The organism is Saccharibacillus kuerlensis DSM 22868, from assembly GCF_000378145.1.
Lineage (GTDB): Bacteria > Bacillota > Bacilli > Paenibacillales > Paenibacillaceae > Saccharibacillus > Saccharibacillus kuerlensis.
Map to the genome: position 1 here is coordinate 94,462 of NZ_KB899278.1, position 15,308 is coordinate 109,769.

14 protein-coding genes and 1 tRNA gene are annotated in these 15,308 nt (G+C 49.8%); 7 read left to right on the top strand and 8 right to left on the bottom strand.

Annotation, left to right across the window (positions count from 1 at the left end):
- Nucleotides 1-153: 153 nt before the first annotated feature.
- Nucleotides 154-1,446: an MFS transporter gene (locus F456_RS0103365; protein ID WP_018975596.1), complete on the bottom strand. Its 1,293-nt coding sequence runs from the start codon at nucleotides 1,444-1,446 to the stop codon at nucleotides 154-156.
- A gap of 371 nt (nucleotides 1,447-1,817) precedes the next feature.
- Here F456_RS0103365 and F456_RS0103370 point away from each other — a divergent pair, with 371 nt between their 5' ends.
- Complete coding sequence (locus F456_RS0103370) at nucleotides 1,818-3,296, top strand: aminotransferase class I/II-fold pyridoxal phosphate-dependent enzyme (protein ID WP_018975597.1); 1,479 nt, start codon at nucleotides 1,818-1,820, stop codon at nucleotides 3,294-3,296.
- A gap of 257 nt (nucleotides 3,297-3,553) precedes the next feature.
- Here F456_RS0103370 and F456_RS0103375 read toward each other — a convergent pair whose 3' ends face one another.
- A complete protein-coding gene (locus tag F456_RS0103375; protein ID WP_018975598.1) occupies nucleotides 3,554-3,883 on the bottom strand; it encodes a DUF1292 domain-containing protein in 330 nt (109 codons plus the stop codon).
- Between the two features lie 122 nt (nucleotides 3,884-4,005).
- Nucleotides 4,006-4,554: a stalk domain-containing protein gene (locus F456_RS0103380; protein WP_018975599.1), complete on the bottom strand. Its 549-nt coding sequence runs from the start codon at nucleotides 4,552-4,554 to the stop codon at nucleotides 4,006-4,008.
- A gap of 243 nt (nucleotides 4,555-4,797) precedes the next feature.
- On the opposite strand from F456_RS0103380, the gene F456_RS0103385 reads away from it, so the two are divergent.
- A complete protein-coding gene (locus tag F456_RS0103385; protein ID WP_040924931.1) occupies nucleotides 4,798-5,526 on the top strand; it encodes an MBL fold metallo-hydrolase in 729 nt (242 codons plus the stop codon).
- Nucleotides 5,527-5,844: 318 nt separating this feature from the next.
- Here F456_RS0103385 and F456_RS0103390 read toward each other — a convergent pair whose 3' ends face one another.
- Together F456_RS0103390 and F456_RS0103395 are read right to left on the bottom strand one after the other, a co-directional pair.
- Nucleotides 5,845-9,042, bottom strand: a complete 3,198-nt coding sequence (locus F456_RS0103390; RefSeq protein WP_018975601.1) for a bifunctional cytochrome P450/NADPH--P450 reductase — start codon at nucleotides 9,040-9,042, stop codon at nucleotides 5,845-5,847.
- A gap of 273 nt (nucleotides 9,043-9,315) precedes the next feature.
- On the bottom strand, nucleotides 9,316-9,720 hold the full coding sequence (locus F456_RS0103395) for a winged helix-turn-helix transcriptional regulator (protein ID WP_018975602.1): 405 nt from the start codon (nucleotides 9,718-9,720) through the stop codon (nucleotides 9,316-9,318).
- Nucleotides 9,721-10,090: 370 nt separating this feature from the next.
- Here F456_RS0103395 and hxlA point away from each other — a divergent pair, with 370 nt between their 5' ends.
- The 3 genes from hxlA to F456_RS0103410 all read left to right on the top strand — a co-directional run bounded on the left by hxlA (nucleotide 10,091) and on the right by F456_RS0103410 (nucleotide 12,267).
- Nucleotides 10,091-10,741, top strand: a complete 651-nt coding sequence (hxlA, locus tag F456_RS0103400) for a 3-hexulose-6-phosphate synthase (RefSeq protein ID WP_018975603.1) — start codon at nucleotides 10,091-10,093, stop codon at nucleotides 10,739-10,741.
- A 4-nt stretch (nucleotides 10,742-10,745) separates the two neighbouring features.
- Complete coding sequence (gene hxlB, locus F456_RS0103405) at nucleotides 10,746-11,327, top strand: 6-phospho-3-hexuloisomerase (protein ID WP_018975604.1); 582 nt, start codon at nucleotides 10,746-10,748, stop codon at nucleotides 11,325-11,327.
- 217 nt (nucleotides 11,328-11,544) lie between these two features.
- Entirely contained in the window at nucleotides 11,545-12,267 is a 723-nt protein-coding gene (locus F456_RS0103410) for a Na-translocating system protein MpsC family protein (protein ID WP_018975605.1), read from the top strand.
- Between the two features lie 371 nt (nucleotides 12,268-12,638).
- Here F456_RS0103410 and F456_RS0103415 read toward each other — a convergent pair whose 3' ends face one another.
- Entirely contained in the window at nucleotides 12,639-12,908 is a 270-nt protein-coding gene (locus tag F456_RS0103415; protein WP_018975606.1) for a hypothetical protein, read from the bottom strand.
- A 491-nt stretch (nucleotides 12,909-13,399) separates the two neighbouring features.
- Here F456_RS0103415 and F456_RS0103425 point away from each other — a divergent pair.
- Nucleotides 13,400-13,471, top strand: a tRNA-Val gene (locus tag F456_RS0103425).
- 116 nt (nucleotides 13,472-13,587) lie between these two features.
- On the opposite strand, the gene F456_RS0103430 is transcribed toward F456_RS0103425, so the two are convergent.
- Together F456_RS0103430 and F456_RS0103440 are read right to left on the bottom strand one after the other, a co-directional pair.
- A complete protein-coding gene (locus F456_RS0103430; RefSeq protein WP_018975607.1) occupies nucleotides 13,588-14,097 on the bottom strand; it encodes a copper amine oxidase N-terminal domain-containing protein in 510 nt (169 codons plus the stop codon).
- Nucleotides 14,098-14,544: 447 nt separating this feature from the next.
- Entirely contained in the window at nucleotides 14,545-14,757 is a 213-nt protein-coding gene (locus F456_RS0103440) for a hypothetical protein (RefSeq protein ID WP_018975609.1), read from the bottom strand.
- Between the two features lie 229 nt (nucleotides 14,758-14,986).
- On the opposite strand from F456_RS0103440, the gene F456_RS0103445 reads away from it, so the two are divergent.
- On the top strand, nucleotides 14,987-15,307 hold the full coding sequence (locus tag F456_RS0103445) for a hypothetical protein (protein ID WP_018975610.1): 321 nt from the start codon (nucleotides 14,987-14,989) through the stop codon (nucleotides 15,305-15,307).
- The last annotated feature ends 1 nt before the right edge of the window (nucleotide 15,308 follow it).

Below are 15,308 nucleotides of genomic sequence, written 5' to 3' on the forward strand. Positions count from 1 at the left end.
TGCCGTCCGATTGATTTGCTTTTTCGCAAAAAAAAGCACACCTTCATTCTTTAACCGTTTTGACGGTTCTTGAGCGACAGCGAAGGACCAACATCCATAGAACGCCAAAAAGCCGTCCGGAAGCGGACGGCTGACAGAATTCGTTTGTAAATCTTAGACGGCCCGTGCCCGGCGGCGTGATGACCAGGCCATAGGTGCATGAATAATCAACAGCAGTGCCATCGAGATGGCACTGGCCCAGAAGGGTGCCTGCGGTCCGAAAGTATCCCAGGTCCAGCCGCCGGCCAGAGGCCCGACAACGGTTCCTACGCCCTGCAGCGTCAGGAACACGCCCCAGATTGCACCGCGTTCTTTTTCCGGCACCAATTCGGCCAGCAGTGTATTCCATGCGGGCAGAATCATGGCGAAGCCTACGCCTGCGGTCAGAATGAAGCACCAGACAAAGGTCATCTCATGCGTCGAGGCCAAACCGCACAGCGCGATAACGGCTAACAAAAATCCAATATGCAGGAACCAGCGTGTGCCGAATTTGTCGACAAGGCGACCTGCCGGAATCATGCCTACGACGGCCACACCTCCGCCAATGATCAGCAGCATATTGAACTGGCCTGGAGACATGCCCAGTTCGTTACGGATATAAACCGAAATGACGGGGGTCAAAATGCCGATCGCGAACGACTGCAGGAACATGGCCGGATACAGCAGCGGCGTCAGCTTGAGCGCCTGGAGCGCACGGAACACTTTTCGTACGGAATACACCGAGCGGACCGTATGACGCTTGACGACGCGGCGAATCCTTTTCGGGAACGGGAAGCCCGAATGCGAGCGGCGGACAACCTTTGGCGTCAGCGTTGTCATCATTCGGAGCGGCAGCAGCAGCGCAGCGGCCGTTACAAGTGCCATGACACTGAACAGTACCCAGAAGACGATCTGATACGAATTGCCCACCAGCAGATTGGAGATGAGCGGTCCCGCTCCGGTTCCGGCCAAGGTCGCAATCTGGATACTCCCCATCTTGGCTCCGGTTCCTCCGTTCAGTTCGGCTTCGATACTGATCGTACTCATCACGACCGGCCAGATCGGCGCCGTACCGATACCGAGCAGCGTACAAGCGGCAATAAGTGAAACGCCAGTCATTGAAAAAGCGATCACACCTACAGCTGCCCACGACAGCAGCAGGCCGCCGACGATCGTCCATCGCAGACCTACATGCTCCGCCAGCCATCCCGTCGGACTGCGCAGCAGATTGTCGCCTATATACTGCAGCGAGAAGGCGAGACTAATTGTCAGCGCAGGAAGTCCCAGCGTATCGTTCATGTAAACGGGCAGCACTGTAACAAGCAGCGCTCCCTTCACAAATTCAGTCAAAAATACAATGATCCACAAACACGTAAACACGGAAAAAAGCCGCGATGTCGGCTTGGAACCGATCAACCGCTTGTTCATAATCATGCCCCTTTCGGGCCGCTTGCGATGTCCTCGCAGCAGGCCTCTCCACATTCCGCATCCTAACGATGCAGATTTTATCTCTATAAGATTATTAGGTCTTTATTATTGCTTATTCCATTCTGTTATTATATCGGGTAATCTCGCAGGAAGTCTAACAACTTGATCCTCTTTTACAATTCATAGAGCCATTTCCTTCTCATATCTCTGCATTTCCGGTATAATAGACGTTTATCCTTTTCTTTCCCCTGCATGTTGATTTCGAAAAATTGCTTTCTTGCAATCCTCCCTCATTTTGCTATACTCAGTTTGTTTGATTTTTTTATCAGTGATCAACTACTTTACGCACACGAAAGGTTGTGACAGCCCTAATGGATCATGCTCGTACTCCGCTCTTCACTGCGCTTAAGCGCCATGCGGACCAAAATCCGGTACAGTTTCACATTCCAGGTCATAAGAAAGGAATGGGTACCGATCCGGAATTTCGTGAGTTTATTGGGGATAACGCCCTTTCCATAGACTTGATCAACATCGCCCCTCTCGACGATCTGCATCAGCCGATGGGTGTGATCGAAGAAGCTCAGCAACTCGCCGCCGATGCTTTCGGCGCTACGCATACCTTCTTCTCTGTTCAAGGCACAAGCAGCGCGATCATTACGATGATCCTGTCCGTCTGCGGACCAGGCGACAAAATCATTGTCCCGCGCAATGTGCACAAATCGATTCTTGGCGCGATTATCTACGCGGGAGCGAAACCGGTATTTATTGCACCAGAACGCGATGCGAATCTCGGAATCGATCATGGCATTACCGTTTCCGCAGTGAAAAAAGCGTTGAAACTGCATACCGATGCCAAAGCGCTGCTTGTCATTAACCCGACGTACTACGGCGTATGTGCGGATCTGCAGCAGATCGTCGCTCTTTCGCACAGCTACGGCGTACCTGTGCTGGTCGACGAAGCGCACGGCGTTCTGATTCATTTCCATGATCAGCTTCCGCTGTCGGCTATGCAGGCCGGTGCTGATATGGCCGCGACCAGCGTCCACAAGTTGGGCGGTTCGATGACGCAGAGCTCGGTCCTGAACGTCAATACGAAGAACGGCTACATCAATCCAAAAAGAGTGCAGACGGTCATTAGTATGCTGACGACAACGTCCACCTCCTATATTCTGCTCGCCTCGCTCGATACGGCTCGCCGCCAGCTTGCGCTGAATGGCTTCGCCATGGCCGAACGCGCGCTTAACTTTGCCGATTACACGCGAAGCGCAATCAATCAGATCGACGGACTGTACTGCTTCGGTGAAGAAATTCTCGGAAGCGAAGCAACGTTCGACTACGATCCGACCAAAATCACGGTTCAGGTCAGACGTCTTGGCATTACCGGTTACGAAGCCGAGAACTGGCTGCGCGACAATTACAATATTGAAGTCGAAATGAGCGATATGTACAATATCCTCTGCCTGATTACGGCTGGCGACAATGAGGAGACCATTCATATTCTGCTAAATGCGCTGCGCGATATGTCACAAGAGTTTCTTCCGCAGGGCAAAGAAGTAAAGGAACTGGTCGTCAAAATCCCAGACATTCCGCATCTCGCTTTGCTTCCGCGCGATGCTTTCTACGGCGAGACGGAGTCGATTCCATTCAAAGATTCCGCAGATCGCATCATTGCCGAATTCATCTACGTGTACCCGCCAGGCATTCCAATTCTGCTGCCGGGCGAAGTTATCTCGCAGGACAACATTGACTACATTACCGATCATGTTGAAGTTGGTCTTCCTGTCAAAGGGCCGGAAGATCGCTCGGTACAGTATGTCAAAGTCATTGTGGAGCCGGGCGCGATCCGGTAACACCAATCGAACACATCTGAATTCTGCAGGGCCTGCCTTTGCAGATTACTTTACTAAAAACGGCCGCGAAAGCGGTCGTTTTTTCATGTCCGCCCATCTCTCTGCGGCCGATCGACCTGCCGAACTCCTTAAGTCCGGCACGACATATTCCTGGCGATTCACATTTCGCCGGATGCAAAGCAAAAAGCGGATGCTCTCTTGCGAGAACATCCGCTTCTTGCTTGGGGCGGCTTCCCTAGGGGTATGCCGCGCCTCTATTACTCTTCTTCGCCTTGTGAAGCGACGAGTTCATTGTAGGCTGCTTCGACTTTCGCCCATTCCGCTTCATCCTCGATGTTGACGAGAACAGTCTCGCCGTCTTCTTCTTCGAGACGCAGAATAAAGCCGTCGGCTTCCGGGTTGTTGCGTTCAAGCAGCAATGCATAGACATCTTCGCCTACATCGAAAGTTTGTACGAGTACCATTTCTTTCTCGTTACCTTCTTCATCGCTGAATGCAACTACAATTTCTTCTTCTTGGCTATGATCATGACCGCATCCGCAATCTTCACCATGCTCATGGTTGTGTTTATGTTCGTGTTCGCTCATTGTGGTAAAACCCCGTTTCTTACAGCGTATACGCAAGCTTGCGCAGACGCCCTGAATTTAATAGACACAGCTTATCCTACCACTTCGCCCGTCAGAGGTCAATTTGATCGCTGCACTGCCTTTTAGTCAACTGCGGTGATCGCTTTTTGCGCTACTTTAGTATATGCGGTATTGCCTTTTCTAATATAAAATTCAACGTAATATTTGCCGGTCCGGTTAAAGTCGTATGTAAAATCGTACGTCTTGAACCAGAAATTATCTTTACGGGATTTCAGCTCTTGAGACTGAATATCTCTAACTTCCCCCGAAGGATTACGAATAGATACTTTTACCGCATTAATATCGGTATTCAGGCTGTCGATCTGGGAAAAGATGTAGAATTTCAATTTTCCTACACTGACGTTTCCAAACGGCGTATCTCCTTTGAAGAGGAAAATATCGACATTGGGCCGGGTAAAAGTAACCGTCTTGGTATTATCGTTGTATTCGGCCAGACCGTCGAATTCACGTACCGGCACATAGGTCGTACCGTCGATCAAGTAGCCGCCGCTGCTTACTGCACTCCCATTAATTAAAACCCTGATCTTTTGAAACGCCGAATCGGCAAACGCAGCGGAGCCGCTAAGCAGCGACAGGGCCAGCGCACAGACCGCTATTCTTTTCCACCTCATGTTCGGGCGTCATCCTCTCTGTATAATCTGGATCTTGTAAGCCGGACAAACCCCTCTGTACAGCTTACAGGCCTTTTTGTAAAAGGCCGTTCTCATATATCTATACTCTCCCTACGCTGTCAAGTTGCGGTGCCTTTGTTGATTCGGAAATGAAAATCGGCCATAATAATGCGGAAGAAAAAACGCGGCGCAGCGAAGCACCCAAACGCCGATCTGCCGGCGATCGAAACGGAGGAAATATCGATGAATCTGCAAATGATCGGAACAGGCAGCGCCTTTGCCAAAAAGTATTTTAACAACAATGCGCTCATTGAGCAGGATGGCTTCAAGCTGCTGATCGACTGCGGCATTACCGCGCCTATGGCGCTGTATCAGCTGGATATCGGTATGGAAGAGTTAGACGCAGTGCTTGTTACCCATATGCACGGAGATCATGTGGGCGGCCTGGAAGAATACGGCTTTCAAATGAAGTTTAAGCACGGGCGCCGTCCGGTACTGTACTTGGCTGATACGCTCGCCGCTCCGCTTTGGAACAATACGCTGTCAGGTGGCATGACGCAGGAAGGAATCGAAAAGCTTGAGGACGCATTCGACGTACGAACACTGCACACAGGTGATGTACAGGAGATCGCACCAAATCTGTGTGTCGAACTGGTACATACCCAACATATTGAGGGCAAAAACAGTTATTCGCTGATTCTAAATCGCGACGTGTTCTACAGTGCCGACATGACATTCGATCGTGAGCTGCTGATGACCCTGGTCCGCGACCGCGGAGTTCGCCGCATCTTCCACGAAGTCCAGCTGGAAGGTCCAGGCGCTGTACATACGACACTGGATGAACTGCTGTCGCTTCCCGAAGACATACAGGAAATGACGCAGCTGATGCACTATGCGGATAATCGGGATGAGTTCGAGGGACGCATAGGCAAAATGAAATTTTTGGAGCAGGGACTTGTCTATTCGATCTGAAGCGCGGCAAATTGAATCTTTTTAGAAAAGGGCCCGGCCAGTAGGCCGGGCCTTCTGGCTGCTCTCGAAAGTTACGTAGGCGGGGAAGCGAGCCGGCTCCGAGAGAAATTCGTTTCGGTCGCGTGTTGAAATCGAGAAATAGATTTAAATTTTAGTGGAATTTTCTCGATTTCAAAGGCGAACACTATCGTTCCTTCACTGAATTTCTCTCTCCGCCTTCTCGCTTCTAGATACTTTAGACTGTCTCGCAAAAAGAAGGCCCGGCCAATTGGCCGTGCCTTCTTTTTGCGAGACATATGCTGTATCTGAAAGAAAGGATTAAATGCCGGTCCAGACGTCTTTGACGTAGCGGCCGTTCTCCTGCAATTCATCCAACCAATGTTGGGACTCTTCTTCATTGGCATTATGCACATCGCGGTAAGCACGGCGAAGCGTTTCTTCGACATCAGGCGCCATCTGTACGCCGTCACCGCAAACATAGAAGATGCCGCCTTCATCCAGCAGACGGATCACTTCGTTCGTGTTTTCCGCCATTCGATGCTGAACATAAGTCTTCGGCTGGCCTTCTACCCGGGAAAAAGCGGTATGCAAATGTACGACACCTTCGGCCGCATAAGCTTCCAGTTCGTCCCTGTACAAGAAGTCCGTCTCCGGGCTGCGGCAGCCGAAGTACAGCTGGGCTTCACCGAGTTCGACCCCCTGCTCTTTCATGACGCGGCAAGCCTGCAGAAATCCGCGGAATGGCGCCAGTCCTGTTCCGGGACCGACCATGATGATTGGTGTCTGCGGATCTTCCGGAAGCGTAAAGCCGCTCTGCGGATCGCGGATAAAGGCAGAAATCTCCGCACCTTCGGGAAGTTCGGCCAGATAGTTCGAAGCGACGCCGGCATATTCGCCGCGTCCGCTGCGGGCAGGACCGCGTACCACGGCTACCGTCAGGCTGAGCTTGTCCGGATCCAGCTTCGGCGAACTGGATATCGAATAGTAGCGCGGCTTGAGCGGAGGAAGCAGCGTCAAGAAACGCTTGAATTCCATTTCGCAGGCGCGGTATTTTTCGAGAATATCCAGCATAGTCAGCCGCTTGAACAGCACTTCCCGCTTATAAATGTCTTCGTCCTTCATCAGCTCTTCAATCTCAACTTTGTGAGGCGGACAGACAGTCACCTCCGCAAGCTCCTTAAGCTGTGCCCGGCTGGCCGGTTCCTGCAGCTCCACGCTGCCGGTCAGCAGTTCGCGAAGTTCCACCGGACGACCCAGCGGCAGATGTGCTGCAGCGCGGCCGCTGCCCTGAAGCTGCACGCGAGCATCCCCCTGCAGCCCAAAGCGTGCCAGCACCCGGTCGACAAGACTTCGCGGATTGCGAGGCAGCACGCCCAGATGATCGCCTTCCTTGTACGAAGCTCCGGCCGGCACTTCGAGTTCAATATGCCGGGTACTGCGTCCGCCTTCCGGCAGCTGCAGTTCAATACCGCGCACAATTTTCATCGGCACCGCACCGTACGTATCGGCCAGTGGCGAATGTACCTGGACTCCGTCGACGAATTCGACGGAAATACCGGTCGGCGTCCCCTGCGCCGCTTCCGACATCGAAGCTTCGATGTTCAACTTCTTCAGCGCGGCTGGCCACAGCTGGCCTTTCCACTCATCCAGCATATGTTCGAAATCGTCATTGGCGTCGCCTTCGCCGCGATCCAGAACACGCTGTCCACCAAGACGCTCCAGCGCATCGTCCACCTGACGCGGAATGCGCTGGTACGTATTCGCCCAATTGCGGTCCCCGCAGCCGAATACAGCGTAGTGCAAACCGTTCGCCGATCCACTCTCCGCCTGATCCAGCCAGTCGGTAAATTGTCCGGCATTGGACGGCGGCTTGCCGTTGTACGAAGCGGTCACGACGAGCAGCAGCCCCTCCTTCGGCAGATTGTTGGTTCCATTGTCCATCTTGGATACTTCCGCCCGGAAACCAAGCTGTTCTCCTTCTTCCGCCAGCTCATGCGCAATCCCTTCCGCCGTTCCGAGGTTCGAACCGTAGAGAATGGTCAGAGGCGTCTCGTGCCGATCCACTTCGATCTCATTTTTCTTCGGTTCGGCTTCTGCGACTGCGGTTCCCGACCCCGGGAATGGAGATGCTGCCATAGGAGCGTTCGCTCTCGGACGCACCTGCATCGTAAATCCGTCCGGCTTCAGTGTGAGCGTCTCCTTGATCTTCAGTTCGTAATTCGCGCCATCAACGATATCGAAATACCGAAGCAGCGTACCGAGCACCAGCGTCGCTTCATGCATTGCAAACTGCTGACCAATGCAGGCCCGCTGTCCATTACCGAACGGCTTGTAGGCATCGTTCGGTACCTGGGATGGATCTTCGAATCGCTCCGGACGGAAAGCTTCGACTTCGTCGCCCCAGGCGCTTCGATCACGGTGCAGAACCGGAATCAGTACATTAACTGCTTCGCCTTTTGCCATCGGATAGCGTCCGGCCAGCAGCGTATCTTCTTTGGCACGCAGCGAAAAGGCAGGCGCAGTCGGCCATAAACGGAGCGTCTCGTTCAAAATCATTCGAATATACTTCATCTCGCGAACCTGCTTGTAGGTCGGCGCGGCATCGGTCAGAACACGGTCGACTTCTTCCTGCGCCTTCTTCAACTTGTCCGGGTTATGCAGCAGGAAATACAGGGCGAACGACAGCAGTCCGCTTGTCGTCTCGTGTCCGGCAATCAGGAATGTAATGATCTGGTAGCGAATGTTCTCGTCCGACAGCGATTCGCCCGAATCCGAGTCCTCTCCGCTCAACATATTGTTCAGCAGATCATTCTCGCCTTGATCCCCGCGCTCTCGGCGTTCCTTGACGATCTTGTCCACCAGCGAAAACATATAATCAATATCTCGCTGCATCTGCGCCTTTTTGCCAACCATGATCTTATTGTGCACGCCGAGACGCTGCAGTTGGCTCATCGACTCGTCCAGCGAGCGCGTCATCGCCTCGACGAACGGGTGGTTGGATTCGCGGTAGAAGCTGTTGAATCGGTAATGGAAGCCGCACAGTCCAATCGTATCCAGCGTCAGACGAGTCATATCTTCCGGTACATCTACAAATTCATCCGGATTCAGCCGTGCCCATTTCTGCACAAGCTGCATTGCAATATCGACCATCATGTCATGATAACCGATCATCGCCCGCTGGCTGAAGCTCGGCATTAGAATATTGTGCGCTTTGCGCCAGTTGGGCTCTTCCGTCCAGCTCGTGAATAAACCATCCCCCGAAAAAGAGCGAACTTTCTGCAGCGGTGCCCAAACATTTTTCTCAAACCGGGATTCATCACAGGCATCTTCCACCAGCTCACGACCCGAAATGTACAAGTTGTTGGGGCGTCCAGGAAGATCCATTCTAAAAATTGGACCTTGTTCCTCCGCCAGCTTCATCAGTGATTGTACCGGAGCCTTCGTATCGACCAGCGGCAGATTGCCGAGTGGACCGAACGTTTTAGGCTGAGGAATCATCGTTTCTTTTGTCGCCATGTTTTGTCCCCTTCCTTCCAAATAAAGCATTCTTGAAATCATTTAAAAATATACCCTGACCAAATGACCGTTTTTAAATATCGGTTCTGAACTTACTTCTACAGTTTATCCTATTAGCTGCCTTTTGAAACGAAATTTCCAGAAAATGAGTAAAAAGGCCTCGCTTTTGCAATTGCAATGTCCCAGAGTCTTAGGCAATCAAAAACACAAAAAAGCGCTCCCGAAGGAACGCTTGATTTACGTATAAGCCGCTTTTTTCGCTTTTGTTTATAGTTAATCTTTAGGCTCTTTCTCTTCCTTCAGCCCATTTTCTTCTTTGTCCGATGTGTTCCAGATGACTTCTTCACCGTATTTCTTGCCCCAGTCATACATCATCCGCAGCACCGGAGTGAGACTCTCTCCATAAGCGGTAAGCGAATATTCGACTTTAGGCGGCACTTCCCGATACACTTCGCGGTGCACAAGCAGATCTTCTTCCAGCTCGCGCAGTTGATTGGTCAGCATTTTCTGAGTAATATTCGGAATCAGCTTTTTCAATTCACTGAACCTTTTTGTTCCTTCAAGGCCCAGATGCCACAAAATAATCAATTTCCACTTACCGCCGATAACGGCCAGCGTCAATTCCTTCTCGCAGTTGATCGCCTGTAAGTCGATTCGTTCTTTTACTTCGCTCGCCATCGCCCTATCCCTCCGCTTATCTGTTTCTGGCGGTTCTGATCTACCGATCAATCCCGTTTATATTCCATTCATTTCCCTATCTATCTTAAGCTTCATTTTCTTGTTCACACCTCAATAGTATACATTAGATACGTACCTCCCTGCAAAGAAAGTACAAACTTTAAGCATACTGGGTTTTTCAAACCCGCGCCCCGCCCAATAGTATACTCGGGGTAACTTCGCCACTTTGAAGTGCCTTCTTCTTATTCTATGGAAAGCGGCTTACAATAAGTATAGAAAGTGCAGCGGCGAAGTGTTCGGTTCGGTCCGAATGCTTGCAGTTCAAAACGCCGCTCGCTAATCCAACTTACCCGATAAGGAGTGTTTGAATATGAAATTGCAATTGGCATTGGATTTGGTCGATATTCAGGGCGCGATCGATATTGTCTCGGAAGTACAAGAATATGTAGATGTGGTTGAAATCGGAACGCCGATCGTAATTAACGAAGGTCTCCACGCTGTCAAAGCACTGAAAGAAGCTTTCCCGAAACTCGACGTTCTCGCCGACTTGAAGGTTATGGATGCGGGCGGTTATGAAGTCATGAAAGCAAGCGAAGCCGGTGCAAGCATCGTGACCGTTCTCGGCGCTTCCAACGATTCGACAATCCGCGGCGCGGTAGAAGAAGCGAAAAAGCACGGTACGCAAATTCTGATCGATATGATCAACGTGCCTAACTTGGCAGAACGCGCTGCTCAGGTCGACGCTCTTGGCGTAGATTACATCTGCGTGCACACCGGTTACGATCTGCAGGCCGAAGGCCAAAGTCCGTTCGAAGATCTTCAGACGATCAAGTCCGTAGTGAAGAATGCGAAGACGGCTGTAGCTGGCGGTATCAAGCTGGATACGCTGCCAGGCGTTATCTCTGCTCAACCGGATCTGGTGATCGTCGGCGGCGGTATTGCAAGCCAAGACGATAAAGCGGGCACAGCTGCCGAAATGCGCCGTCTCATTCAAGAAGGCTCCGCTTCAGTACAGGTCTAAGATTATGAGCAGCCAACCTTCCGCCCTCACAGGCACGGCGGACTATGCTGCACGGATTGCCGCAGAGCTGGCCGAATCCGTACGCGGCATCGATCCAGCGCAGGCGGAAGCTTTTGCCGAAGCGCTAGACCGTGCGGCAAACGTGTTTACCGCCGGAGCCGGACGCTCCGGGCTGATGTCTAAAGCGCTGGCTATGCGCTTGATGCACAGCGGCAGCGCCGCCCATGTGGTAGGCGAAACGGCAACGCCCGGTATTGGACCAGGCGATCTCCTCGTTATCGGATCAGGATCGGGCGAGACTCGGACATTGGTACCGATGGCCGAGAAAGCTCGTGAACTCGGTGCAGAGGTCGCCGTTGTCACCTTGAAACCGGATTCGACGCTGGCCAGTCTGGCATCGCTCATCGTCCGCCTGCCCGGCGCTTCCAAGTCCCGGGAGAACGACGATTACGAGACGATTCAGCCGATGGGTTCACTCTTTGAGCAGACCCTGCTGCTGTTCTACGACGCTTCCGTTCTGCGGTTAATGCAGCGGCGCGGACTGGACAGCGGACGGATGTATGGCAAACATGCCAATCTCGAATAGCGGCAATTCTATCCTTTATTTTACAAATGCCGAACAAACGGTCGGTCTTCCTCACGGAAGAACCGGCCGTTTTATTTATTTTCTTCAAAAAATGAAATTTTATTAGCTTTATTTTTCTCACTTGGCTTATACTGCGGTTATGGGAATTGATTTAAGTTTACTTTTTAAGTAGGTATTTCCCTAAAACAATTATGAAAAGGCAAAAGGAGCAGGCTTCATGTTCAATGACAACGTTTCGGATGCAATCCGTTACAAGACACTTTCCTTATTTGCCGAACATTTCGGCGTCTCCCCGGCACGGGTCAGCGTAACGCTTGATGACAGCTGTGTGATTATATACGCGCAGCGTTTTCTTCAGCCCGTCGTCGAATCAATGATTCTTGAAGAATCGCATGGTGCGCTGCAGTCTATTCGCGAGCTAATGGTCGGCTACCTGCTGCCCGAACTGAACATTTTTGTCAATCAGGATTGCGGAATTCCGGTAGAAGCGCAGGCTTACGACTGGAACGACGATGACCTCTCCTGCTTGATCTTTATGATGTTAAGCGACCCCCTCTGTCTGCAGGAAAACAAACCCTACCCCGATCAAAATAAAATTCATCGTCACATTGCCGCCTTAACTTATGATGTCCAAAAATTCCCTCAAAAAATTTATTCGTTCTGGGTAGACCAGCGCATACTTGTCATTATTCGTGATGGAACACTGATTGAAGTGGAAAAAGCTTTGATCGAAGACGGTCACTGCGAACTGTTAAGACAGTCCAAACGTCGCGTGGAAAAATTCAGGTTCATCGAAGACCCTCCTTTCGGCGGAACGGCGATTCGCAATCTGAAGAGCGTGTATATGGATTGGATGTTCCCTCATGATCGCAGTGTGCTTGTCTACGTATTCGACACCCCTCAAGCTTGTGCTGCACTACCGCAAAAACCACCTTTATAAGACTATACTTATTTCTATCTCTTCCCTGTATTTTTCTACCCATTCTACTTATTCTATTTGTTCTATTTGTTCTATTTGTTCTATTTGTTCTACCTTTCTATCTCTGTATTTTCTTACGCCTCTTACTTCTATGTACCTTGCCACCTCTATCTCCCTGTATTTTTGTATTCTTTTATCCTGTAAAAATGCGCTGTTAAACTGTGATGATGAATAATCGTTTCAGCTGCACACACTGGTCGGACGTGTAAGATTTAGCCAATTTCGCATAAAAAAGAACCGGTGTTTTTCTTCCGGTTCTTTTTTGCAAAGGCTGCAAAACAGTCCATTGATTGCCGGCTGCCGTTCCGTCTTTTGGTTCCTCCTACGATTCATTACTCATTTTCTCCGGTCATTTCAATCCGGTCGATGCCTTGAACAGTAATCGAAACCTCGAAGTTTCCGCCTTCGACAGGATTCATACGTATCAGACCTTTTTCGGCCAGGTAGCGATAAGCCAACTTTTTCTCCGGCTCTCCGTCAATCTCTTCTGCCGTTATGACGATAGGTTCTCCTTCAAGAGCGAACCAGCTATCGTAGAGTCTTCCCAGCACCTCACGCCGATGTCCGCGCCGACGGTTGAATTGTCCCATGCGTTCCACCAAAGACCTCTCCTCCTTCGCATATGGATCGTGGGGCTCTTCGCTTACGCTCCCAACGAAAGGCCCTCACTCTCTATTACACGAATGTCAAAGGATTCTCCCACTGACATCGGACAAAAGCGGCTAAATGAGCGCTTGATTGGCGGTCCTCGCATAACTTGACAATCAAGCGTCTAGTTTCGCCAGCAGCTCGTTCAGCTTCTCGTCGCTGTTCGGCTGAGCGGCGAAGCCATCGACGCTCTCAACGGCAGGTAACGGCCGACCGCTTCCATCATGTCCGAACTGCCATCTTCCTTTTTTAAATGTAAAGAGTTCACAAAATCGATTCTATGAAAAACTTACCTTTTTTTCATATCATGGAGATAGAATCTAAAATGGAAAAAAGCAGATTCCAAAAATAAAGGAAATTCTACAAAAGTGCTTGCTATACCTCTGTGCCCTATGGTATGATCTTTCTTGTCGAAAAGAAATGGAAACATTGAAGACATTCATGAAGGACGGTAGCTCAGCGGGAGAGCACTATCTTGACAGGGTAGGGGTCATGGGTTCGATCCCCATCCGTCCTATACTGAAAAGCCTCTTGTATATCAAGGGGCTTTTTGCTGTCTGAACATAATCAAGTTTATTGAACGCAATCAAATCAAGAGAAGCCGAATATCAAATGTCCAGCTTCTTTTCTAGTCTATTCAGTAACCAGTGCAGCTTTATTGGCATTATCCCACTCTACGGTCGCACCTGCTGCCTCTACTGCATTCCTCAAGCTTACAAAGATACGATTACTCTCTGTCTCAATAAACGGAACATGACGCATGGGTAAAGTCTTTTCCCCATTTACTTCACCAACAAAACTTTTCAAAGAATACTTCAATTTAAGTCCAGATTTCGAGGCAGTAAGAGCTAAGTTATCTTTATCAAAAGCAAATTCCATTCCTAACTGTTCAAAAAGATCTTTGGCAGGCACCATTAGGCTTTGGTTCACGATAACCAGTCTGGGTATAGTGGTTAACGTCTCTCCATTCCACTTCAAACTTCCTTTTGCAGAATTTGTATACGGATTTTCTATAACGTATGGAGGCTCCACAAGACCAACCGGTGGTTCCGGATAAGAACTATCCGATGCAGCACTCGCTTGTGTACTCAAACTAATCGCAGCACCTGCTACTATTAAGAACGAGAAAATCTTTTTTTGCAAATTTGTACCTCCTTTAATTCTTGCTGTAGAGCACTAAAAGAGCGGCTTGGAACATTATTTCCGTCCGGCTTTATGCTGCTATATACTGCTATATTTTTGCCTGCTAAAGGATGCTCCGATTCAATCAATCTGCGAGAAGAAAAATAGCGCTAAAGATGCCGCTGCTGGCCGCATACTAAAGACTTTTTACTTCTTTATCCGAATTTGTTTGAAGCCATTGATTGATTTCACGCTCAAGCTCATGAGAGTTCATATTCGCAAAAATCTTTACTGAAAATTTTTCCATGAGTTCTCCCCTCCCTTGTTGTTTTACTTCTATAAGCTATTTTCCGCTTTAACATTCAAAGTTTTCAACTCACTTTCTTTTAAACTTCCTTCCTTACACATCTATAAAAAACCACCGTTGCCGGTGGTTTTTGTTTTGTTCGAATTCTTGGGAGATCTCTTCTATTCGTCTTCTTCTTCGCCGTCTTCTTGAATGTCATAGAACCAGAAATACTTGATAGTAGACGTGTTGATGGTGTTGCCGTCGATCTCGATCCATGGGTTCGAAGTGATCTCTTCCGGCAGCCGTTCGAAATCCGCCTCGCTAACCTCAATTTCCAGCACTTCTCCGTCCGTAAAATGAATGGCCATAACTACCGCTTGTTCCGTTTCCATTCGGCACGCCTCCTTTAATCAATTTTCCCTGCTCTTCTTGTATTCTACACGTGTCGTGTTTCTCCTGTTTGCAGTTCTAATGTTTACAGAGGATAGACATATCTTTTATGTTTTTCACAGTAAACGTATACATTCAGATTGGGACAGGAAGAATCAATCTGGTAAAATGAAACTATATTCAATCCCTATCTCACTCAATCACACCGTTTTAATTATAAGGAGGATATTCATGCAGTTAAACCAATTGACCCGCCAAGGCGAAGAAATTCGCGATAAAGTTGCAAACAGCAGCGATTTCCGCAGTATTACGCTATGGCTGTCGAGTGCCTCCGTTTATCTCGAAACCCGGCATAAGAGTCTGAAGGAAACGGCTTCTTTTCTCGCGGAAAAGGACAGATTCAAAGCGCTTGTGCTGGAGAAAGATGAATACTCCCTGCTTCTGTTCGATTCGCTGCTGGGCACATTGAAGGCGATCGAAATGCTGGAAGATCTGCAGGCCGGAGAACGAAACGAATCGAGCCGGGGAACACGCAACTGGAACGATTTCTGAG